The following is a 21,631-nucleotide window of genomic DNA, read 5'->3' as shown; positions in this document are numbered from 1 at the left end:
CCAGATATGAAGAGGGGATGTGTGTAATTTGTGTTCAAGCTTTGAGGCTGGATGCACCGATCAGTGACCGCCTATAGGTGCCTTTTCGCCACCGCGCCCTCCAGCAGCTCCCCCGGGCCCCGGCCCCCCGGCGCCCCCCGGGGCGAAACTTCTTCTACGCGGTAGTGATCGGCGAGCTGTAGCGGGCCTTCTACGGCGCCCACTTCGGCAACGACTTTCCGCCGTTCGTGCACTACGGCCTGCCGCTGTGCGTGCCCGAGGTGGGCGGGGCGATCGACCCGGACAACGAGGCGAACACCTTGATCGTGTCGGTGTTCGGCGGCATGTCCAAGAGTGAGCGCAACCGCCTAAAGGTCCGGGTACATACCGCGATGTCGGCCCAGGCGCTGATGGAGGGGTCGCGGACAAGGACAGCCGGTTTTCGAAGTGCGGGGGCAAGCCTGATGAGAATTTGTGACGCCCATCGACTCGTAGAGCTGGCTGGAAGGCCCGAAAACAGGGAATGAGCTGGGAGTTTACTCCGCAGGGATCAGTTGCGCATCTTCCCGATGACTCACCATGTGGAGTGCGTCGCGACCCTTGAACCGGTCGCAAAGGGCTCCTGACCTGCGATTTTGGTCATGCGAATTTCGTGCGGTGTGGGTGTTGCGGGCAATATCCTGATGCTGGAATGACGCTCATTTGACGGGGCGTCAAGCGCTATGCGTCGATGGCCAGATGGCCAGATGGCCAGATGGCCAGATTGACGGCTTCATAGCGGGCACTGGCCTGGCTCTCGACGAGCCAGCGTCACCCTGACGAGCCGAAGTCCGTAAAGAACTTATGGACGCGGGAGACGAACCATTCGGGTTGTGCCAGGTGCGGATAGTGCGTGCGCTTCGGTGCCTGCTCGGCCACGGCGGCGGGGATGCGGTCGGCGAGCCAGTCGGCGTAGTCACCACCGGGGTCCGTTCCGTGCAAAGACAGGTACGGGACACCAGGCGGGAGACTCGTGGTCCGTCGAGACCACGCTGCCAGGGTGTCAGCGTCCCAATCAAGCAACGGGGTCCAAAAACCGCTGAACACGTCCTGGTCGAGGGTGCGGCGGCGCTCGATGTCGGCCACGAGCACAGGGTCCAGCTCACCGTACAGCGAGGCGAAAACCGTACGAACGAAGTCCGCGAAGCCCTCTCCCCGCACAGCGATGGCTATCTCCGCAGGCAGCGGGCCGACCCGCAGCGACTGGTCGACGTTGACCACACCACGGGTCGGATAACGAGCTGCGTAGGCAGTCGCAATCACCCCACCGAGGGAATGGCCGACGATGAACGGGGACTGGTCCCCAGTCAGATCCTCGCCCAGCGACTCGATCAGATGGTGGATGTCCTCCACCGACTCGTCAATCCCGAACGGCGAGGTCCGAGGGGAGTCCCCGTGGCCGCGCAGGTCGACGCGCAGCACGCGGAAGTGCTGCTGCAGGCAGACAGGGGCCCAGAAGCTTCGGTTCTCGGTGATGCCGTGGACTGCCACGAGTAACGGTCCCGTGCCGTTGAGGTCGTGGGCCAGCTGATGGTGTTCCTGGCTCATGGGATGCTCCTGGAGTTGATCGAAGTGGATCTAAAGCTTGTTAGGATTTACTTTCATGCAACTGGACTTGAATCTGCTGACCGTGCTGGACGCCCTTCTCGAAGAGGGCAGCGTGATGGGCGCAGCCGAGCGGCTGCACCTGTCCTCGCCCGCGGTCAGCCGCACCCTCGGCCGACTTCGCGCCGTCACCGGGGACGACATCCTGGTGCGCACCGGCCACTCGATGACGCCCACCCCGTACGCGCTTTCGGTGCGGGAGGACGTGCACCGGCTGGTCAGGCAGGCGCACGCGGTGCTCTCGCCGATCCGTGAGCTGGACCTGGCCGAGATGGATCGCACCTTCACGATCCAGTGCCACGACGCGGTGGCCGCGTCCCTGGTACCGGTACTGGTCGAGAGGATCCAGCAGCGGGCTCCCGGGGCGCAGTTGCGGGTACTGGCGGAGAACGCCGTCGACACCGACGACCTGCGACACGGCCGCATCGATCTGGAACTCGGTGGCGGCAGGCCGAGTCTGCCCGAGTTCCGGTCCGAGCCGCTCGGCGACGATCGGCTCGTCGTGGCGATGCGCGCGGACCACCCTTGTGCCGCCGGACTCGACCTGGCCTCCTATGCGGCGCAGCCGCATGTGGTGATCTCCCGGCGCGGCCGCCTCACCGCGCCGATCGACGACGCGCTGGCCGCCGAAGGCATGCGGCGCCGAGTGGTCGCGGCGGTGGCGACGGTGTCCACCGCCCTGCAGATCGCCGCCCGTGGCGACGCGCTGGTCACCTGCACGGCGATCCTCGGCCGCCCGCTCATCGAGGCGTTCGGGCTCCTCGCCCGGCCGCTGCCGATCGAGTCCCCGGCGGCGACGATCAACTGCAACTGGCACCAGCGCTACGATTCCGACCCCGCCCACGCCTGGCTCCGCGAGCAGGTCCGGGCGTCTATCGAGGAGATCACCGCCTGCTGACTACTCCGTCTACTCCGCCAATGGCAGGGCCACGGCACCGGGAAAGCCAGGCGTCTCGGCTTCGTCGAGCATCGCCGCGGCGACGGTTTCCCGGCTGACCTTGGCACCGAGGTCGAAGGGGGGTGCGGCCTCCAGGCCGACCGTGCGCCGACGGGGGCTTTCCGGCCCGTCAGCGAGCATCCCGGCGTGGAAGACGGTGCCCCCGGCCGCGAGAACGGTGTTGTCGGCTTCGACCTTGTCCGCGAGCCGGTCGCCCAGCACCCTGGCGAGCACGACCGCGCCCTCCCCCGCCACTTCGGCCGACTTGCCCGTGCCGTAGGCACCGAGCCAGATGACGCGCCGTGGGCCGGCGGCGACGACGGCCCGGGCGCCGGTCAGGAGAATCCCGGCCCGGTCCGTGCCGAGCGCGGAAAGGACCACGGAATCCCCGTCCACGACGGCGGCGATACCGGCCGCGTCGTTCACGTCGCCCGCCACTTTGCGCAGGTTCGGGGAGTCGGGCAGGGCGATCCGCTCGGGATCACGCGCGATGGCGGTCACGGTGTGACCACGTCGCAGCGCCTGTCGAGTGAGGGCGATTCCGGTCTGGCCGGAGGCCGCGAGGACGGTGAGGTTCATGCCGGGAACGTTAGGGAGTCCATCACTTAACATCAAATGCAAGTATCTGACTTGATAAGTTACTCAGACGCAATCAATTCGGGGATGAGGAGCGGAGTGGGCCGCGCGGGAACCTGTGGGGCATTCGGGATGAACACCGGGACCTGCCACGGATATTCACCGTTGCCGAGGTGGACCTGTGGCAGCTTCGGCTCCTCCCAGATGTCAGACATGGGTTCTCGCGGGGTGTGCGACGACCGGCAGTCGAGGCGGTTTTCCGTGGTCCGCCAACCTCTGCGCACAGCAGAGCGGCGGCGGACATCATCTGCCTGCCGTCGCCGCTCGGACGGGTTTCGATCGATTGCCTGCAGAATGCAGTGTTCACGGTGACCAGGACGACGTTGACCACCGAGCCGCCGTCGCCAAAGGCCGCCAGTAGCCCGGTCGCCGAGACGCCGACAAGGCGCGCCACCAGTCGACATGGCGCGTAGCCACGGCAATCCACTGCGGACGGGGTCTGGGTGCGGCAGAGGTGTCGTCGCCATTAACGGCGAGTCCCGGCTGCGCGAGCCCTTCGGGCAAGGTCATTGTCTGTGCGCTGTCACGGACACGCGGCATGCAGCGTGTCGGCGTGCACCGCGAGTCAAATGCGTGCGAGTAAATCACTTATTGACCACATTGTATTTGAAGCAATCGACGGCTGCTCGTAGTGTCGAGACGTGCCTCCGGCCGCACCTCGCTGATGAAGGAAGCCCTTGCCTACCGCATCGGTACTCACTGACGAGCCGGCAACGCAACTCCTGCTATGAGCCTTCAGACACCTGCCCGTCTCGGCGGCGACCCCGGCACCCCGGTCCGTCAACGCGAAGGAGTAAAGAACTTGTCCACGAAATCCACGGTGATCGTCGGCGGCGGCCTCGTAGGGCTCACAACCGCGGCCTCCCTCAAACTCATCGGCCACGACGTCATCGTGCTGGAACAGGCACCGCGCATTCGAGCCGTCGGCGCCGGCATCGGCCTGTGGGCCAACGCGTTACGGGAGTTCGACCACCTCGGCATCGGCCCCGCAATCCGTGACATGGGCATCGAACAGAACACATGGTTCTTCAACCCTGCCGGCGATCCGGTCCGTGCACCTGGTCACACCGACAGCGATCACCGGTTCCTCCTCGTACCGCGCCCCGAGTTGAACAATCTTCTGGCCGACACCATCGGTCGCGACCGAATCCGCCTCGACGCCCACGCGACCGGATATACCGAGACCGCATCGGACGTCGTCGTGCACCTCGCCAACGGCGAGACACTTCGCGCAGATCTACTGATCGGCGCGGACGGCGTCCACTCAAACGTCCGCAAGCAGCTGGTGCCGGGGAGCGACACCGTTACGCACTCCGGCCACTACGCCTGGCGCGCGATCGTGCCGACCGGCAACCAAAAATCAGAGGCCACCGTGCTCACTGTCGGCCACCGCCGAACCCGCGGCGGATACGCGAGGATCGCTCGCGACCGGACCATGTGGATGGTCAACCAGTTCGACGCCGGACCGCTCACCGGAAGCAAGCGCGAACGGGCACTGGAACGCGCGCGGAATCTGGCCGAGGCGGGATGGAACGACGACCTCCTGTCCATGATTGCCGAAACGCCGGAGGAATCCATCCTGGAGAACCAGGTCACGCTGGTCCCGGAACTGCCCCGTTGGACCAGCACGCGCGTCGCTCTGATCGGCGACGCCGCGCACGGCCTGTCCCCCCACATCGCTTCCGGCGGCACCCTCGGCATCGAAGATGTCGGCGTCCTGCGCAGCAGCCTGACAGCCGAGGCCGACCTGGAAAAAGCCCTCACCACCTACGAGCATGCCCGCAGCGCCCGCTTCGATACGGTCCGCGAGCACTCCGCTGCCGTCGAACATGCCGACAACGCAGTCGAATTCGCGCAACGCTACGCCGCGTTCAGCCGCTGGATGCTCACCACGGCACCCGCCACCTGACACCGGCCGACGGGACAACCTGCTCGCTGCAGGGCGGCCGCCACGCCAACCCGAACCCTGCACCAAAACCTTGGGAGACCGAGCATCCGCCACCCCATCAGCGCCTCCAAGAATTAGGGAATCACCCATGAATTTCCATATCCATATGACAGGAGGCGATGCAGATGCCGGACTGGATAAACCTCGCCGAATCTTTGATAGCGTCGCCTGCGCTCTACGCCGTACTCATCGCGGTATCCTTACTCGACTCTTTCCTCCCGTTGATCCCGAGTGAACCCGTCGTGATCCTCGCAGGCGTCGCCGGCGCAACCGGGCAGACGAATATCATGCTTGTCATCGCTGCTACGACGGTCGGCGCCTTTCTCGGCGACCTCGCTCCCTACTCCATCGGCCGGTTGATGGGGGAACGCGCATTAAAGCGCCTGCCAGTTGGCACCAAGCGCCGGAAGGCGTATGACTGGTTCGAGCGCGAAATCGAATCACGCGGCGGTTTTGTACTCGTCTCCACGCGATTCATTCCGGTCGGACGCTATCTCGCCACAGGAACGGCGGGGGTCGTGAGATACCCGCTGCGCAAGTTCATGCTGTATGTTGCCATTTCCACCTCCACATGGAGTACCTATACCGCACTGTCGGGATACCTCGGCGGTGTCTTCTTCCAGGAGAATTCGCTCCTTTCTGTCGCCGTCGGCGTCGGGCTCGCGTTCGCGGTAACCGGTGCGGTGGAGTTCTCGCGATATATGTGGCGCCGCAAGAATCCGATCAAGCCAGATGATGTGGTTTCCGGATATCATTGAGGCGCGGATTCCATACCGAAAGCGCCCAGGAGGGTGGGGCGGGTCGTGCGAGACGTTTGTCGTAGTCTTGGGGAGACACTAGCGAAGACCCGGCTCAAACGGATGCAGTACCGACCCGGTCTCATCGAGGGCCTCATGGCCAAGACCGGACTCGACCTCCAACCGCCGTAACCCCAGCCATCAAAGATCTTTAGCCGCCTGGTCCTCGCCCAGCTGGACGTCGGGGACAAGACGAACGAGATCACCTGCTTCCAACCCCTACTGGACACTCTCGCCGACCTGGCCGACACCGTTGTGACCAGCGACGCCATGCACACCCAGCGCGAGTGCACCGTGAACAACCTGCTCTTCCCCGGCGCCCGCCAGGCCGTTCAGCTCAAGCGGCGCCGCCTGCAGCGCAAGAGCGGCAAGGTCAGCATCAAGACCGTCAACGCGGTCACCAGCCTGAGTGCCGGGCCGGCCACTCCCGCCCAGCTCGCGAACATGATCCGCTCGCACTGGCAGATCGAGGCCCTGCACCACGTGCGGGACACCACCTTCGCCGAGGACGCCTCCCAACTTCGCACCGGCAACGCGCCCCGCACCATGGCCACCTGGCGCAACCTCGCCATCGGCGCCCTACGCATCGCCGGTGCACTCCGCGCCAACTCCCGCGACCCAAAACGCCCACTCGCACTACTCGGCCTCACGTGATCACGAAACGGACATCACGCAACTATGCCGAAGCCCTGGGGTCCGCGTGATCCCCATGGCCGCGGGGGAGAGGAAGTGGATGCGGCGCACAGACGGCCTGCCGCTCGGTTCAGTGGGGCGGGTCCACGGCGGAGCGCGGAGCCCGACCAGGGCTGATGTGGCATGACTGCTTCCGACGCTGGTGATTGCCCGGATGCCGGGGATCGAGGTGATCGTCGACGTTGAGGGTTCCGGACGTTCAAGCGTTTCGGAGGAGACTCTCGACCCGTATCCGACATCCGATTCCTGCGTGACCGGGGGTCGGATGCGGGTCCTGACCGACGATCAGGACCCGCACCTCGTCGAAGGGCTGCTGGAAGGCCCTCAGGACGTTCGCCCCGGCCGGAAGGTAGGTGCGTCCCGCGGCGATCTCCGCGCGCAGGAAGTCGCCCATCTCGGCGATCCGTCCGGCGACGGGTTCCAGGGCGCTCGCCCAGCCCGGTTCGACGATCTCATGCAACGGTCGTGGTGCCACGGGCGTCACCTACTGCCGTGCGGGCGGCGGCGATCAACCGGTGGCCACAGCTCGACAAGTGCCCCGTCGTGGTCCTTCGGCTCATCCGACGACCGCGGCGCGCACGCACAGCACATCGGGCAGGTGCGATGCCAACTGCCGCCAGCTGTCGCCGTCGTCGGCCGACGCGTACACCTCGCCGTTGCGGTTGCCGAAGTACACGCCCGCCGGGTCCGCGTCATCCGTGCACAGCGCGTCCCGCAGGACCGTGCCGTAGTGGTCCTCCTGGGGCAGTCCCGCCGTAAGCGGCTGCCACGTTCTGCCGGCGTCCGCCGTGCGGAAGACGCGACATCGGTGGTCGGCTGGGACGCGGTCCGCGTCGGCGTTGATCGGGAACACGTACGCCGTGTCACCCCGGTGGGGGTGAGTGGCCGCGGCGAAGCCGAACGTGGACGGCAGGCCCTCGCCGATGTCGGTCCAGTGCGCGCCCGCGTCGTCGCTGCGGTACACGCCCCAGTGGTTCTGCAGGTACAGGCGGTCCGGGGTCGCCGCGTCACGGGCGACTTTGTGGACGCATTGCCCGAACTCCGGGTTGGGGTCGGGCAGGAACACGGCGGAGACCCCGCGGTTGGCCGGGGCCCAGCTCGCTCCGCCGTCGGCCGTTCGGAACACGCCGGCCGTCGAGACGGCCACCGTCACCACCTTCGGGTCGCGCCGGTCGGTGAGCACGGTGTGCAGGCCCTCTCCGCCGCCGCCCGGCACCCACTTCGAGCGCGTGGGATGCTCCCACAAGGGGCGGATCAGTTCGAAGCTCTCCCCGCGGTCCTCCGAGCGGTACAGCGCGGCCGGTTCCGTGCCCGCGTACACCACGTCGGGCTCCGCCGCGGCCGGGTGCAGCTGCCACACCCGCTCCAGTGAGGCCTCGGTGTCCTGGGGGAACTTGACGGCGGGCTGGGCCGGTTCGGTCCACGTGCGGCCCAGGTCGTCGGAGTGGAACACGGACGGTCCCCAGTGCGCGCTGTCGCCGCCGGCCAGCAGGCGGGGATCGTCGCCACGCGTGTCGATGGCGACCGAGTACACCGCCTGCGCGTTGAAGTAGGGCGTCTCGTCGAACTCCCATGCGCCACCGCGCCGACGCCCGATGAACAGGCCCTTGCGCGTGCCCACGGCCAGTAGTACCTCGGTCATTCCGCTCACCTCCGCGACGTCTTTGTCCCAGACACCGGCCAGTCTGCACCCCGCCACTGACAGTCACCTCTGGAATCGGCGTCACCGCAGGTCAGAGCGGTCGCGTGAGGTCGGTACACATACGGAACCAGCCACTTTCGCGAGGGTGCCGACGGGGACCGCGGGACGCCTGGCACCGTCGAACCGGTGGACTTGCCGTGAGCATCACGAACGCATCTCCCGTATGGGAGGGCGGTCGGGATGTTCGTGCGCTCGTGAGGAGGAAGCCTTCGATGGCGTTCCGTGGTCCGAAGGTCTGGCTGTGGCGGTGGCGAAGCAACCCTCTCAAACGCCGGGCCGACGCGGTGGAGAGCTGGGTGCTGCTCGCTGCCTGGGCAGTCACCGTTCTTGCCGGGGTGCTCGCCGGTTTCACAGCGGCCCGGTCCGTGGAGCACGGTCTGGCCAGGGAACGCGTCGAGTGGCGCCCCGTCGTGGCCCACCTCACCGAGAAGGCCCCCGGCACGGCCCCCGTGCACCCCGGGGCGGCCGGCGGTGAGCGGGTCTGGGCCAAGGTGAGCTGGACCGCGACGGACGGCTCCGCGCACTCCGGTCAGGCCCGGGTCGAGGCGGGCAGCGCGGCCGGCGCCCCGGTCACCGTCTGGACGGACCCCGAGGGCCGTCTGGTCACCAAGCCCGCCACGGTCTCCCAGGCCCAGCTACGCGCCTCCCTCATCGGCGGCCTCGCCGGGGTCAGCGCCGCCGCCGTCCCCTTCCTCGGCGGCCGCGCCCTCCGCGGCCGCCTCGAACGCCACCGCATGGACCAGTGGGACGCGGAGTGGGCCCTCCTCGGGCCCCTGTGGGGCCGCAAAACGGGCTGACGGCAGCGGGGCGGCCGCACCACCGGGCGCAATGACCGGCCCACGGGGCCTTCGGCAGGCCGACGCGCGGTTCGTGCGGAAAGACCGGTCGTGCGGTGCCTGCCCGCTGCTCGCTGCCCGCTGTCCGGCCACGGGCAGTGGCTCCCCACACCGATGGGCGAAGGCCGAGGTACCCCCTGCCCGCCCCGAACCGCATCACCACCCATGCCCCCAGGCACCCGCATCACGGCCCCCGCCCTCCGCACCCCCATCACGCACCCGCGCCCCCAACCAACCCCTCCCTACAAGCCCGCAACAACCGCTCGTCCGAGTGAATCTCGTAGCTTCCGTACTCTCCGGACTGCGCCAGGTGCCGTCGAGGAGAAGCCAGTTCGGTTTCCAGGAGGTCGCGGGCCGGAGCCGCCGCCGGGCCCATCGCGGCGAGACAGGCGGCGATGGTGGTGCGGGTGTCGGGCTCCTCGGTCCAGGTGGACCGGAGCACGGGGAGGACGGGGCCCGGGCCTTCGGTGATCCGGCACAGTGCGCACGCGGCCCACATCCGTTCCCAGAGTGAGCCGGAGTCCACGATCCGGCGCAGCTCGGGCAGGGCGGGGCGGGCCGGTGGGCCCAGCTGCTCCAGGGCCTCGATGGCCCGTCGCCGACGGTAGCCGTCCTCCCCGGCGACCGCCCGCAGCAGCACCGGCAGTACGGCGGCCGCATCCCCCTCCACCGACCACAGCGCGCCCGCCGCCGCGACCGCCTGCTCGGTGTCCAGCAGCCCGCGCAGCACCGGCACCGCCTCGCCCGCGGCGGGCCCGAACGCGCCGAGTGCGTGAACGCACGCCTCCACGATCGTGTCCCGCAGGCGCGAGCTCTCCGGCACGCCCCGCAGCAGCCGCAGCACCTCCGGCACCGCCCGCGCGTCGCGCAACCCCGCCAGGGCCGACATCAGGGACGCGGCTCGGTCGTACGTGTCGGGCGCGTCCACGGGCACGCCACCGAATCTGTGCAGCAGGGCGGGCGCGAGCGGAGCGGCGGCAGGGCCCAGACAGGGGATCACCTGCCCCAGGTCGTCGGGTACGACCGCCCCCGCCAGCACCTGCGCCAGCACCGGTACCGCCCGCCGATCCCCGCAGCGCGCCAGGGCCTTGAGCGGGTCACCCAGCGTCGGCGACCCGTGCTCCCAGCGCCGTATCCACAGGTCGGGCCGGGACTCCACCAGCGCATGCAGGTCGTCGGCGGCGGGAACGGCCAGCTCGAAGAGGTCGACGAGGACGGACACCGCGGCCTCCCGCAGCCGGTCCTCCTCCGCGTGCAGTTGCGTGCCGATGAGCGCCACGCACTCCGTGTAGTCCGCGCGCCACTCCCGCATCAGCCCGGTCGACATCCACACCGCGTTGCACCGGTCGGTCGGGTCCGGGCTGGTCAACTGCCCACGCAGCAGGGCTATCCGGTCGGTCACCCGGCCGCCGAGCGCGGCGTGCAGGGTCCGCAGCAGCTGCGAGCCCTCCTCGTCCGAGGGCCGCAGCCGTCGCAATCGGCCGACGAGCGTGTTCGTGTCGGGGCGGTCCGGCTCGTCCGGACGGCAGGGCCGCCGCGACCTGTCCCTGAGTAGCTCCACGACCGTGTCCACCAGGTCGGCCGGGAGGCGGTCGGGCGCGCAGCCCGCCAGCTGACCCAGCGCGGCCAGCCGCGGCCCCGGCCCGTACGGGGGCGCGCTCTGTGCCGTCAGCAGGTCCACCGCCTCGGCGGCGAGTGCGGGGTGGCGCCGGGCGAACAGCCCGAGGCTCCCGATCAGCGCGGTCAGGACCTGATCGTCCCGCTCCACCGTGAGTCGCTCCCGCAGCAGTTCCAGCACCCGTCGCGGTGCGTCCAGGAACCGTACGAGCGCCTCGGGCGCCGCCCGCCGCACACCCGCGTCCGGATCGGCGGTCAGCCCGACGAAGGCCTCGGCCCCCGCCCGGACAGCGGCGCGCGCCTTCCCGTAGTTGTCCTCTCCGTCGTCCGCCCCCTCCTCGCCGCCCCCGTCCCCGTCCCCTTCGCCGCCGATGCTGACCAGCAACTCCACGATCCCGCCCCGGTCCCGCACCTCCTCCCGCCCGGCGAGGGCGAACAGGAACGGGACGCAGGCGAGTGTCGAGTCGTACACGTCTCCCTGGTGGTGCACCGCGCCGTACATCCCGTCGAGCGCTGTCTCCCGCTCGGCAGGGTCCGTGGAGGCGAGTCCCCTGAGCAGCCCGGGAACGTCCTCCGCACTGCCGTACGCATGCCGCATCGAGGCCCAGTCGACCCCGTCGATCCCCGTGAACAACCTTGTCCTCCAAAAGGCGAAGTGCAGGCTGATCGCGAGTCTGCACCACGCCACTGACAACGAAGCGGAATCGCGCGGCGACTGTCCGCGAACCGTTGTGTGTCAGTGACCGCCGGGCAGCGCCCGGTCCAGGATCGCGTCGAGGTCGGCGCCGTCCGGGAGTGTGCCGAAGGCATGCCCCCAGTCGCCGCCGAGCCGGGTCGCGCAGAAGGCGTCGGAGACGGCGGCCGGGGCGTACCGGACCAGGAGGGAGCCCTGGAGGGCCAGCGCCATCAGCTCCACCAGTCGCCGGGCGCCCGCCTGCGACCCCTTCGCCAGCAGCCCGTGCAGCCGGGTCACGGCCGCGTCCAGCCGGGCGTCCGCACCGCGCGCCAGGGCCAGTTCGCCGAACAGGGCGTCCGCGGTACCGGGTTCCCGGGTCAACGCCCGCAGCACGTCGAGGGCGTTGACGTTTCCCGACCCCTCCCAGATCGACAGCAGGGGAGCCTCGCGGTAGTGCCGGGGCATCCCGGAGTCCTCCACGTAGCCGTTGCCGCCGAGGCACTCGAGGGCTTCCGCCGTGAAGGCCGGGCCCCGCTTGGTGACCCAGTACTTGCCGACCGCCGTGGCGATCCGACGCAGTGCCCGCTCGCCTGCGTCGCCGCGCACCGCTTGGTCGGCCGCGCCCGCCAGCCGCAGCGTGAGCGTCGTGGCGGCCTCCGACTCCAGCGCCAGATCGGCCAGCACGTTGCGCATCAGCTGCTGGTCGACCAGTCGCGCCCCGAAGGCGCTGCGGTGACGCGCGTGGTGGGCCGCCTCGACGAGCGTCTTGCGCATCAGCGTCGCCGACATCATCACGCAGTCCAGACGGGTGCAGTTGACCATCTCGATGATCGTCTTGACGCCCTGCCCCTCCGGTCCGACCAGCCAGGCGACGGTCCCGTCGAACTCGGGCTCGGAGGAGGCGTTGGAGCGGTTGCCGAGCTTGTCCTTCAGCCGCTGGATGCGGAAGGTGTTGCGGCTCCCGTCGGGCAGCACGCGCGGCACCAGGAAGCAGGACAGCCCGTCCGGTGCCTGGGCGAGCACCAGGAACACGTCGCACATCGGGGCCGACGTGAACCACTTGTGCCCACGCAGGGTGTACACGCCGGGCTCGGCCGTGGGCGTCGCCGCGGTCGTGTTGGTGCGGACGTCGGAGCCGCCCTGCTTCTCGGTCATCCCCATGCCCGCGAGCAGCCCCCGCTTGTCGGTCGGCACACGCAGTCCGGGGTCGTACTCACGGCCGGTGAGCAGCGGCTCGTACACCTTCGCGAGGTCCGGCTGGCGGCGCAGCGCGGGGACGGCGGCGTACGTCATCGACGTCGGACAGCCGTGCCCGGCGTCGGTGTGCCCCCACACGAGCCCGCCCGCCGTACGGGCCACATGGGCGCCGGGCCGGTCGTCGGCCCAGGGCGCGCCGGCCAGGCCCTCGGCGACCGCGACCCGCATCAGCTCGTGCCAGCTGGGATGGAAGTCGACCTCGTCGACGCGGTGGCCGTACCGGTCGTGCGTGCGCAGCTCGGGCTCGTGGCGATTGGCCAGGTCCCCCCACTCCTGCGCCTCCTCGCTCCCGGCCCGCAGGCCGAGCCGCCGGACGTCCCCCTCGGCCCAGCCGGCGCCCTCCCGGCGCAGCCCCTCGAGAAGGGCTGTGTCCTCGGAGGCGTCGTACGGCGTCAGGGGCGGGGCCTGGTTGGTGACGTCGTGAGTGGTGGACCGCTCGTGCGCGAGTGTGGAGACCATACGACCATGTTGCACTCTCGCTGCGGTCGCAGCAATAGTGCAACAGGTGCGGGCGCACGTAAAGTACGTGACCATGCGGATCAACGTGTCAGCGCAGCCCGGCGAGGTCGATCTGCGGCCGTTGTCCGCGCGGTCGGTCGTGCTGAGCCTGCTGCTCGGCACGCATCCGCCCGAGCTGCCGGTGAAGGCCCTCGTCCGCGTGGTGGAGCCCTTCGGAGTCGGCGGGTCCACGCTGCGGGCCGCGCTCAGCCGCATGGTGGCCGCCGGTGACCTGCGGCGCACCGACACCGGCTACCGCCTGAGCGACCGCCTGCTGGAACGCCAGCGCCGCCAGGACGACGCGGTGCGCCCCGGCACGCGCGTGTGGGAGGGCGACTGGGAGATGGTCGTGATCACGGCGACCGGCCGCGGCCCCGCCGAACGCGCCGAACTGCGCGGCCGTCTGACCGCCCTGCGCCTCGCGGAACTGCGCGAGGGCGTCTGGTTGCGGCCCGCCAACCTCAGCCGGGTCCTGCCGGAGAACCTCAACGAGGTGGCCCAGCACTACACCGCCCGCCCCGGCCTGCCCGAGCGTGAACTGGCGGCCGCACTGTGGCCGTTGGACGCCTGGGTGGCGACGTCCCGTGCCCTGCTCGCACACATCGGCCGGGCCCACGGCCCCGCCGACCGCTTCACCGCCTACGCGGCCGTCGTACGCCACCTGCTCGCCGACCCCGTGCTCCCTCCCCGGCTCCTCCCCGAGGGCTGGCCGGGCGCCGACCTGAGGGCCGCCTACGCGGACTATCAGCGGGAAGTGATCGAGGCGGTGCGGGCGTGATGCGGCGGCCATGACGCGCCGCCGTGGCGCGGGACGGGCAGCGGCCGTACGGAGCGCCGTGCGGGGACGCTCCGTACGGCCGCCTTCACCGTGGGGGGTCTACCTGTAGGTGATGTCGGACGCCGTGTAGTTGCAGTACGTGCCGTCGGCGCTGGTGCCGTCCTTGGGCGGCTCCGCACCCGTGTTGTTCCCGATGTACTTCTGGCAGGGGATGATCTTCTTGCTGCTGTCACCGACGACGGTGATGGCGCGCAGCGCCACGCTGTCGCCGTAGTTGGTGTTGATGCCGGCGATCCGGCCGCCCGGGGCGGTCACCTCGATGGTGTTCAGGATGATCGTCCGCTTGTGCTGTGTCTTGCAGTTGCCGCAGGACCGGACGAAGGTGCCGAAGTTCTGCACGGCGAACTTGGAGACGACCAGCTTGCCCGCGCCGTTGAACTGGAACACCTTGTCGCTGGCGGCCTTCGCGCCCCCGCCGTAGACGGTGTAGACGCTCGACGAGGAGGAGCCCTTGAAGGTGGCGGCGTCCTCGCCGACGTCCTCCCACCACACGTTCTGCAGCGTGCAGCTGCCCTTGCAGTGGACGCCGTCCGCGGCCGGGGCGCCGATGATGACGTTCTTCAGGGTGGCGCCGTCGGCCAGTTCCAGGATCGGGCCCTGGTCCTCGTCCTGGCTGCCGCTGCCCAGGTCGCCGGTGCCGTACAGGCGCTTCATCCCGTAGTCCTTGGTGCCGGAGACGGGGATGGTGGAGGAGACCCCCTGGCTGCCGTTGGCGGATGGCCAGGTGGCGGCGTTCGCCTGGGTGGACAGACCACTGTCTGTCATGATCATGCCAACCGACAGGCCGAGAGCGGCCAGCACGCCGGTCAGTGCGCGCACGCGGGTGCGCGAACGTAACGAAGAAGTCATGTCCCGATTCCTTCTTCCTGCTGGGGGACGGGGATGGTCAGAGCTTCCCGGCGCCCGCACCGGACGTCACCGAGGCGACGACGGAGGAGGCCGGCTCGGCGGTGTAGCTGTACGGAGGACTGGTGAACGTGCCGGTCCGGGAGATCTCGGTCGCGGCTCCACCGAGATCGTTGCCGCGGAGGTTGGCGTATCCGTCGACGTCGCTGCTGCGGTTCGTGGTGACCGCGACCTTCGTCGAGCGGAAGACGTTGTTCTCGACCAGCATCTGCGCGCCCATGCGGGAGTGGACCGCGGTCTCGGCGCCGACGACGTAGTTGTCGTAGAAGTGCCCGGTGCCGAAGCGCAGGCTGGGGATGCGCGAGTAGACGTTGCTGAAGTAGTTGTGGTGGTACGTCACCTTCAGGTGCCCGGTGTCCTGGCTCGCGTTGTTGTCGCTGTGGCCGACGAGCGAGCCCTTGAAGTGGTCCTTGAAGGTGTTCCAGGACACGGTGACGTTGTCGGAGCCGTGGTTGATGTCCAGCAGCCCGTCGTAGTGGTCCTTGTCGTGGTCGCGGTCGGCCGAGAAGGAGTTGTGGTCGATCCACACCTTCGTGGACGACTCGACGGTGACGCCGTCGGACGGCGCGAGCGGCTTGCTGATGTTCAGGTTGCGGATGACGACGTTGGTGACCTTCTTCAGCCGCAGACCGCCGCCGGTGAACCCGGACGACGAACCCACGCCCAGTACCGTCGTGTTGGACCCGACGTCGACCTGACCGCTCAGCGTGATCAGACCGTTGACCTTCACGACCTTCGCCGAGTTGCCCGTCACCGCGGTCTTGAAGGCGGAGAGCGTCGAGACGGTGACCGACGAGGCGCTCCCGCCGCCGGTCGTCCCGGCGCCGAACCCGACCGGCGAGCTCTCGGCCGCCCCGGCCGACTGGGGGACGGCGAGAACGGTCACCGTGGCGAGAGCGGCGACGGCGGCGCCGAGAGCGGATCTTTGCGCGTGTGTACGTGGGGGGCATGTACGCATGCGGGTGCGTCCCTTCAGAGGACTTTCTGGCTATGTATGTGAATGTCGTACGCCATTCTGATCACCGCGCGCGGGCAGTGTGACGGTGGCGGATTCTCGCTACGGCCTGAGGAGTGCACTTCCCCGGGCCGCGGGGGCTCTGCTGCGCGACTCGCTGTGTGGGGGTGGGTCACACTGCTGAACGGAACGTAGGGGGCAAGCGCTTTCTAGTCAACGCTTTGCGCAGAACACATTCGGCCGGCCCTGGTGACGGCAAGCGGCTTCCCTCGGTAGCGTGGGAGCGCTTCCATGGCAGTCGTGTCCATGCCACCATGCGGTGCTGACGCTTCCCTTTCCGAGAAGGGCGAGTCGATGCCGACTCCGCGCACGCGCACTTTCGTCAGCGGCCTGGTGCTGCTTCTGCTGGCCGTCGCCGGCCTGGCCCTGTCACCGGGGCCGGCGGCCGCCGGGGACGCGGGCACCGGTCGGTCCGGGCCGCTCCCCGGGGCCTTCACCTGGACCTCGAGCGGCCCGCTGATCAGCCCCAAGCCGGACGCGACCCACCCGGTCGTATCGGTCAAGGACCCGACGATCATCCGGTACAAGAACCGTTGGCACGTCTACTACACGACCGCCGACACCGCCGGGGCGTGGAGCCTGGGACACACCAGCTTCCGAGACTTCTCGCAGGCCGCCGCCGCACCGCAGACCTTCCTCGACGCCAACCCGAACATCGGCAACCGCTACGCCGCGGCCCCGCAGGTGTTCTACTTCGCGCCGCAGAAGAAGTGGTACATGGTCTACCAGACCGGTCCGCCGTCGTACTCCACCACCGACGACCCCTCCAAGCCCGGCAGTTGGAGCGCGCCGAAGTACTTCTTCGACAGTGAGCCGCCCGTGGTCACGCAGAACAAGGGCACCGGCGGATGGCTCGACTTCTGGACCATCTGCGACAAGACCGACTGCTACCTGTTCTTCTCCGACGACAACGGCCACCAGTACCGCTCCCGCACCACGGTCGCCGAGTTCCCGAACGGTTTCCGCGACACCACGATCGTGCTGTCCGAACCCAACCGCTTCGACCTCTTCGAGGCGAGCAACGTCTACCGCCTGGGCAACAGCGGCAAGTACCTGATGCTCGTCGAGGCCCTGGCCACCAAGTCCGACTGGCGACGCTACTTCCGCGCCTGGACGGCCGACAGCCTGGGCGGCACCTGGACCCCCCTGGCGGACACCGAGGCCAACCCGTTCCTGCGCTCCACCAACGTGACCTTCGCGGCGGGCCGGTCCGCCTGGACGACGGACCTCAGCCACGGCGAGCTCATCCGGGACGGCGTCGACCAGACCCTCACGATCAACCCGTGCCGGCTCCGCTTCCTCTACCAGGGGATGGACCCCGGCGCGAGTGGCGACTACTCGCAACTGCCCTGGCGTCTTGGCCTGGTGACCCAGACCAACTCCGCCTGCTGAACCCACGCACGACGTCCCCCGAGCCGCTGACCAGAAGGGACAGAACGTGTCCACCACCCCCCGCATCACCAACTGGGCGAGGCGATCGCCGCGTTCGGTGCTCATGGCGCTCTTCGCCGCCCTGGTGCCGTTACTCGCGGCCACCGTCCTCACCGCACCCGCCGCCTCGGCCCGCACGGAGGCCGCCACCGCGGTCCCCGCCGCGACGCTCACCGAGGTCACCAACTTCGGTACGAACCCCAGCAACCTCCAGATGTACATCTACGTGCCGGCGAACGTCACGGCGCGCCCGGCGGTCGTGGTGGCCGTGCACTACTGCACGGGCTCCGGCCCCGCCATGTACAACGGCACCGAGTACGCCCAACTGGCCGACCGCTACGGGTTCATCGTGGTCTACCCGTCCGTCACCCGCAGCAGCAAGTGCTTCGACGTCGCCTCGCCGCAGGCGCTGAAGCGCGGCGGCGGCAGCGACCCCGTCGGCATCAAGTCGATGATCGACTGGACCACCCGCACCTACTCCGCCGACACCAGCCGGATCTTCGCCGTGGGCATCTCCTCCGGCGCCATGATGACCAACGTCCTGCTCGGCGACTACCCCGACGTGTTCGCGGCCGGCGCCGCCTTCTCGGGCGTCCCCTTCGGCTGTTTCGCCACCACCGACGGCTCCGAGTGGAACAGCACCTGCTCCGGTGGCAGCATCACCCACACCCCCCAGGAGTGGGGCGACATCGCCCGCAACGCCTACCCCGGCTACACCGGCGCCCGGCCGAGGATGCAGCTGTGGCACGGCACCGAGGACGACGTGCTGCGCTTCCACAACTACGGGGAGGAGGTCAAGCAGTGGACGAACGTACAGGGCGTCAGCCAGACCCCGTCCGTGACCGACTCGCCCCAGTCGGGCTGGTCCCGTTCCCGCTACGGCGGCACCGGTGACCGGGCTCCGGTCGAAGCCGTCGCCCTCCAGGGCGTCGGCCACGACCTGTACAAGTGGGGCATGGGAGAACGCGTCCTCACGTTCTTCGGCCTGAATGGTTCCGGCCCGGCGCCCCAGCCCGAGCCGGGCGGCTGCAAGGTGACGGCGTCCACCAACGCCTGGAGCACCGGTCTGACCGGATCCGTGACCCTCACCAACACCGGCACCACCGCGATCAACGGCTGGAAACTGGGCTTCACCCTGCCCTCCGGCCAGAGCATCACCAACGGCTGGGGTGCCACCTACAGCCCGGCCTCCGGCGCGGTGACGGCCGCCAACGTGTCGTACAACGGCACGATCGCGCCGAACGCGAGCGTCACCATCGGCTACCAGGCGAACCACACCGGCAACAGCGCGGCACCCGGCGCCTTCACCCTCAACGGGGCTGCCTGCACATAGAACTGACGGTGCATCAATCCGCGTGCGGCCCGCCTGGCCGCACGCGGAAATTCCCGAGCGGGGGAGCGGTCGGAGGGGTAGCGTCCCGGGGATCGGGTGTGCGGGGCCCTGTCGCCCGCCCCGCTCTGCGAGGACGGAGAGTGTCGAGGATGACGTCCGACGACGTGGTCAGGCTGCTGGCCGACGAGAACCGTGCGCGGGCCTTCGCCGCCGTGGCGCTGGGCGCCACGAGTGCCGAGGAGGTCGCCGAGCGGGCCGGGCTCACCTCCAAGGGCGCCCTCGTCGCGCTGCGCCGGCTCCAGGACGGCCGGATCGTCACGGCGGCCGACGGCGGCCTCACGGTGTCGTACGACCGACTGCGCGAACTCGCACGCGACGCGGCCGAGCCCCGTCCGGCGCAGGACCACGGCACCGGCGACGAGCGAGCCGAGATGGTGCTGCGCACCTTCGTGCGCGACGGGCGCCTGGTGCGGCTGCCGGCCCAGTGGAACCGCAAGACACTCGTGCTGCGCCACCTCGCGGAGCGCACCTTCGAGCCAGGCCGGGCGTACACGGAGCGCGAGGTCAACGACCGGCTCCGGGTCTGGTGCGAGGGCGGGCAGGTCGACCACGTGACCCTGCGCCGCTACCTGGTCGACCTGCACCACCTGCACCGGCACGCCGGCGTCTACCGACGCCCGGCCGAGGACTCGGCGCAGGCCGGCTGAGGTCGTACGGAGCGCGGGTGAGGCGCAGGCCGGCTGAGGTCACGCAGAGCGGTGGTGAGGCGCGAACCCGGTGACGTCACACAGTCCGGTGGTGAGGCGCAAGCCCGGTGAGGTCACACGGAGCGGTGGTACTGCTCCGGCACCCGCACCTCGCCCCCGAGCTCCCGTGCCGCGCCCCGCGCCCAGGACGGATCGCGCAGCAGCTCGCGGCCGAGCAGCACCGCGTCGGCCTCGCCGTTCTCCACGATCTTCGCGGCCTGTTCGACCTCGGTGATCAGACCGACCGCGGCGACAGGCATCGGCGTCATTGCCCTCACCCGGGCGGCGAACGGCTACCTGGTAGCCCGCGCAGGTCGGGATGCGTACGCCCGAGGCGTTGCCGCCGGTGGAGACGTCGAGCAGGTCGACGCCGTGGGCGTGCAGCTCGCCCGCGAAGCGGACCGTGTCGTCCTCCGTCCAGCCGCCCTCCTCCAGCCAGTCGGTCGCGGAGATGCGGAACGGGACCTCGTCGACGGGATGCACGGGTGCGGTCGTGGGCATGGGGCACTCCAGGGCGGGGGGTCGAGTGGGGACAGCTGTGACTGCACGAGACCGTAGGCGACGTGAACAGTTTGTCGATTTCCGTGGAGTTGCCCCCGTGTGTCGCTACGAAACCGCTCCCCGCGCCGCCGCCAGCAGCGACTCCCAGTCCGGCAGCTTGACCACGCCACGCCCGAGCGAGGCCCCGAGTTCCACCTCGGCCCGCTCGATGGCGAGCCACCCCGCCCACTCGACGGGTTCGATCCCCTCGGCGCACAGCACCGCCACCGGATCTCCCGGCAGCTCCCTGCGGACGAGCGCGGGGGCGTCCGCCAGCAGGGACGTCACCGTCTCCTTGGCACACGGCCGGTTGGTGCCGATGACACCCGTCGGGCCCCGCTTGATCCAGCCCGCCACGTACTCGCCCGGCGCCACTCCTCCGTCGCGCAGCACCCGCCCGGCCAGGTTCGGCACGACCCCGCGCCCCGCGTCGAACGGCAGCCCCTCCGGCGCAACCCCGCGATAGCCCACCGAACGCAGCACCAGCTGCGCCGCGACCTCCTCGTACCGCCCCGTGCCCGTCACCCCGCCGTGTCCGTCCGGCGCCGTCCGCTCGAAGCGCACCGCGGCCACCCGGCCCCCGGCGGCGAGGAGTTCGACCGGGCGCAGGAAGAACCGCAGCCGGATCCGGCGCGGGGCGCCCGTCCGCGGTCGCTCCGCCCAGCCGCGCAGCACCTCCACGTTGCGGCGCTGCGGAGCGGGCAGGGCGGAGGGGTCGGCGTACGCGGGGTCGAGGGCCAGCTCCGCCGGGTCCACGATCACGTCGGTGTCCGGGAGGGCGCCCAGCTCGCGCAGCTCCTTGGTGGTGAAGCGGGCCTGGGACGGTCCGCGTCGCCCCGCCATCTGGATCTCGGTCACCCGGCTCGCGGCCAGCGCGGTGAGCGCCTCCTGCGGCATGTCGGTGGGGCTCAGCTCCGTCGCGCCCCGGGCCAGCATGCGGGTGACGTCGACCGCGACGTTGCCCACGCCGACGACCACGGCCGAGCGCGCCTCCAGCACGAAACGGCCGGCCCCGGCGTCCGGGTGCGCGCTGTACCAGGACACGAACTCCGTGGCCGAGAAGCTGCCCGGCAGCTCCTCACCCGGGATCCCGAGGTGCCGGTCCGTCGCGGCGCCGACGCAGTACACGACGGCGTGGTACAGCTCCCGCAGCCGCTCGGCCGGTACTCCGTCGGCGCCGACCCGGACACCGCCGAGGAACCGCACCCGCTCGTGCTCCAGGACCGTGCGCAGGGTGTTCTGCAGCGACTTGATCTTCTCGTGGTCCGGTGCCACGCCGTAGCGCACCAGTCCGTACGGGCACGGCAGCCGGTCCAGGACGTCGACGAGCACCCCGGAGTCCTGCTCCACGAGGCCCTGGGCGGTGTAGACCCCGCTCGGCCCGGAGCCGACGACGGCGACACGCAGCACGGCGTAACTCCTTTTCTCGAGGGGCCCAGGGGCCCCGAGGAATCAGAGGAGATCGCTCACGCGTCCAGCATCGCACCGTGGACGCTCGGCTGACAGGGTGCCGCGCCGCACGCGCGCGTGCGTGTTCTTTCGTATGGAATGTGATCACACGGTTACGTTGCGTGTGTGCTGGAAGCAACTTTTCTTGATCTT

General features: G+C 69.6%; 18 protein-coding genes and 2 pseudogenes. 10 read left to right on the top strand and 10 right to left on the bottom strand.

The genetic code is table 11. The features are described from left to right. Positions 1–227: 227 nt before the first annotated feature. Positions 228–506, top strand: coding sequence for a hypothetical protein (locus tag ACFYWX_RS19405; RefSeq protein ID WP_389425268.1), 279 nt, complete (start codon positions 228–230; stop codon positions 504–506). A gap of 283 nt (positions 507–789) precedes the next feature. On the opposite strand, the gene ACFYWX_RS19400 is transcribed toward ACFYWX_RS19405, so the two are convergent. Continuing rightward, positions 790–1,566, bottom strand: coding sequence for an alpha/beta fold hydrolase (locus ACFYWX_RS19400; RefSeq protein WP_389425267.1), 777 nt, complete (start codon positions 1,564–1,566; stop codon positions 790–792). Positions 1,567–1,621: 55 nt separating this feature from the next. Here ACFYWX_RS19400 and ACFYWX_RS19395 point away from each other — a divergent pair, with 55 nt between their 5' ends. After that, entirely contained in the window at positions 1,622–2,521 is a 900-nt protein-coding gene (locus tag ACFYWX_RS19395) for a LysR family transcriptional regulator (protein WP_389425266.1), read from the top strand. A gap of 9 nt (positions 2,522–2,530) precedes the next feature. On the opposite strand, the gene ACFYWX_RS19390 is transcribed toward ACFYWX_RS19395, so the two are convergent. After that, a complete protein-coding gene (locus tag ACFYWX_RS19390) occupies positions 2,531–3,139 on the bottom strand; it encodes an NAD(P)-dependent oxidoreductase (RefSeq protein WP_389425265.1) in 609 nt (202 codons plus the stop codon). 859 nt (positions 3,140–3,998) lie between these two features. On the opposite strand from ACFYWX_RS19390, the gene ACFYWX_RS19385 reads away from it, so the two are divergent. The 3 genes from ACFYWX_RS19385 (at position 3,999) to ACFYWX_RS19375 (ending at position 6,595) form a co-directional block, all read left to right on the top strand. Next, positions 3,999–5,105: an FAD-dependent monooxygenase gene (locus ACFYWX_RS19385; RefSeq protein ID WP_389425264.1), complete on the top strand. Its 1,107-nt coding sequence runs from the start codon at positions 3,999–4,001 to the stop codon at positions 5,103–5,105. 158 nt (positions 5,106–5,263) lie between these two features. Continuing rightward, positions 5,264–5,902: a DedA family protein gene (locus tag ACFYWX_RS19380; protein ID WP_389425263.1), complete on the top strand. Its 639-nt coding sequence runs from the start codon at positions 5,264–5,266 to the stop codon at positions 5,900–5,902. A gap of 186 nt (positions 5,903–6,088) precedes the next feature. Continuing rightward, positions 6,089–6,595 carry a transposase gene (locus ACFYWX_RS19375; RefSeq protein ID WP_389425436.1) on the top strand — a complete coding sequence of 169 codons (507 nt, stop codon included), beginning with the start codon at positions 6,089–6,091 and terminating at the stop codon, positions 6,593–6,595. Positions 6,596–6,881: 286 nt separating this feature from the next. Here the strand turns inward: ACFYWX_RS19375 and ACFYWX_RS19370 are convergent. Both ACFYWX_RS19370 and ACFYWX_RS19365 read right to left on the bottom strand, forming a co-directional pair. Further along, a pseudogene (locus tag ACFYWX_RS19370) lies at positions 6,882–7,109 on the bottom strand (uracil-DNA glycosylase); the annotation flags it as partial. Between the two features lie 81 nt (positions 7,110–7,190). Then, a complete protein-coding gene (locus ACFYWX_RS19365; RefSeq protein ID WP_389425262.1) occupies positions 7,191–8,276 on the bottom strand; it encodes a WD40/YVTN/BNR-like repeat-containing protein in 1,086 nt (361 codons plus the stop codon). Positions 8,277–8,548: 272 nt separating this feature from the next. Between ACFYWX_RS19365 and ACFYWX_RS19360 the strand changes: the two genes are divergently transcribed. After that, positions 8,549–9,133: a hypothetical protein gene (locus ACFYWX_RS19360; RefSeq protein ID WP_389425261.1), complete on the top strand. Its 585-nt coding sequence runs from the start codon at positions 8,549–8,551 to the stop codon at positions 9,131–9,133. Between the two features lie 250 nt (positions 9,134–9,383). Here ACFYWX_RS19360 and ACFYWX_RS19355 read toward each other — a convergent pair whose 3' ends face one another. Together ACFYWX_RS19355 and ACFYWX_RS19350 are read right to left on the bottom strand one after the other, a co-directional pair. Next, the gene (locus ACFYWX_RS19355; RefSeq protein WP_389425260.1) at positions 9,384–11,423 is read right to left on the bottom strand and encodes a HEAT repeat domain-containing protein; all 2,040 of its coding nucleotides are present in this window, start codon (positions 11,421–11,423) and stop codon (positions 9,384–9,386) included. Positions 11,424–11,525: 102 nt separating this feature from the next. After that, positions 11,526–13,181: an acyl-CoA dehydrogenase family protein gene (locus ACFYWX_RS19350; protein WP_389425259.1), complete on the bottom strand. Its 1,656-nt coding sequence runs from the start codon at positions 13,179–13,181 to the stop codon at positions 11,526–11,528. Between the two features lie 73 nt (positions 13,182–13,254). On the opposite strand from ACFYWX_RS19350, the gene ACFYWX_RS19345 reads away from it, so the two are divergent. Beyond that, positions 13,255–13,998, top strand: a complete 744-nt coding sequence (locus ACFYWX_RS19345) for a PaaX family transcriptional regulator C-terminal domain-containing protein (protein WP_389425435.1) — start codon at positions 13,255–13,257, stop codon at positions 13,996–13,998. A gap of 99 nt (positions 13,999–14,097) precedes the next feature. On the opposite strand, the gene ACFYWX_RS19340 is transcribed toward ACFYWX_RS19345, so the two are convergent. Together ACFYWX_RS19340 and ACFYWX_RS19335 are read right to left on the bottom strand one after the other, a co-directional pair. Next, positions 14,098–14,907, bottom strand: a complete 810-nt coding sequence (locus ACFYWX_RS19340; RefSeq protein ID WP_389425258.1) for a pectate lyase — start codon at positions 14,905–14,907, stop codon at positions 14,098–14,100. A 37-nt stretch (positions 14,908–14,944) separates the two neighbouring features. Further along, positions 14,945–15,922, bottom strand: a complete 978-nt coding sequence (locus ACFYWX_RS19335; protein ID WP_389425257.1) for a polysaccharide lyase family 1 protein — start codon at positions 15,920–15,922, stop codon at positions 14,945–14,947. A gap of 351 nt (positions 15,923–16,273) precedes the next feature. On the opposite strand from ACFYWX_RS19335, the gene ACFYWX_RS19330 reads away from it, so the two are divergent. The 3 genes from ACFYWX_RS19330 (at position 16,274) to ACFYWX_RS19320 (ending at position 19,450) form a co-directional block, all read left to right on the top strand. Then, the gene (locus ACFYWX_RS19330) at positions 16,274–17,371 is read left to right on the top strand and encodes a non-reducing end alpha-L-arabinofuranosidase family hydrolase (RefSeq protein ID WP_389425256.1); all 1,098 of its coding nucleotides are present in this window, start codon (positions 16,274–16,276) and stop codon (positions 17,369–17,371) included. 103 nt (positions 17,372–17,474) lie between these two features. Next, on the top strand, positions 17,475–18,743 hold the full coding sequence (locus ACFYWX_RS19325; RefSeq protein WP_389425434.1) for a PHB depolymerase family esterase: 1,269 nt from the start codon (positions 17,475–17,477) through the stop codon (positions 18,741–18,743). 149 nt (positions 18,744–18,892) lie between these two features. Further along, entirely contained in the window at positions 18,893–19,450 is a 558-nt protein-coding gene (locus ACFYWX_RS19320) for a DUF2087 domain-containing protein (protein WP_389425255.1), read from the top strand. Positions 19,451–19,563: 113 nt separating this feature from the next. On the opposite strand, the pseudogene ACFYWX_RS19315 reads toward ACFYWX_RS19320, so the two are convergent. Continuing rightward, positions 19,564–19,948: pseudogene (locus ACFYWX_RS19315) on the bottom strand (tRNA-dihydrouridine synthase); the annotation flags it as partial. 147 nt (positions 19,949–20,095) lie between these two features. Continuing rightward, positions 20,096–21,439, bottom strand: coding sequence for an FAD-dependent oxidoreductase (locus ACFYWX_RS19310; protein ID WP_389425254.1), 1,344 nt, complete (start codon positions 21,437–21,439; stop codon positions 20,096–20,098). Positions 21,440–21,631: the final 192 nt, after the last annotated feature.

Source organism: Streptomyces sp. NPDC002888 (genome assembly GCF_042888465.1).
GTDB lineage: Bacteria > Actinomycetota > Actinomycetes > Streptomycetales > Streptomycetaceae > Streptomyces.
Note: the sequence above shows the minus strand (reverse complement) of the source record. Positions and strands in the feature narration are given on the sequence as shown.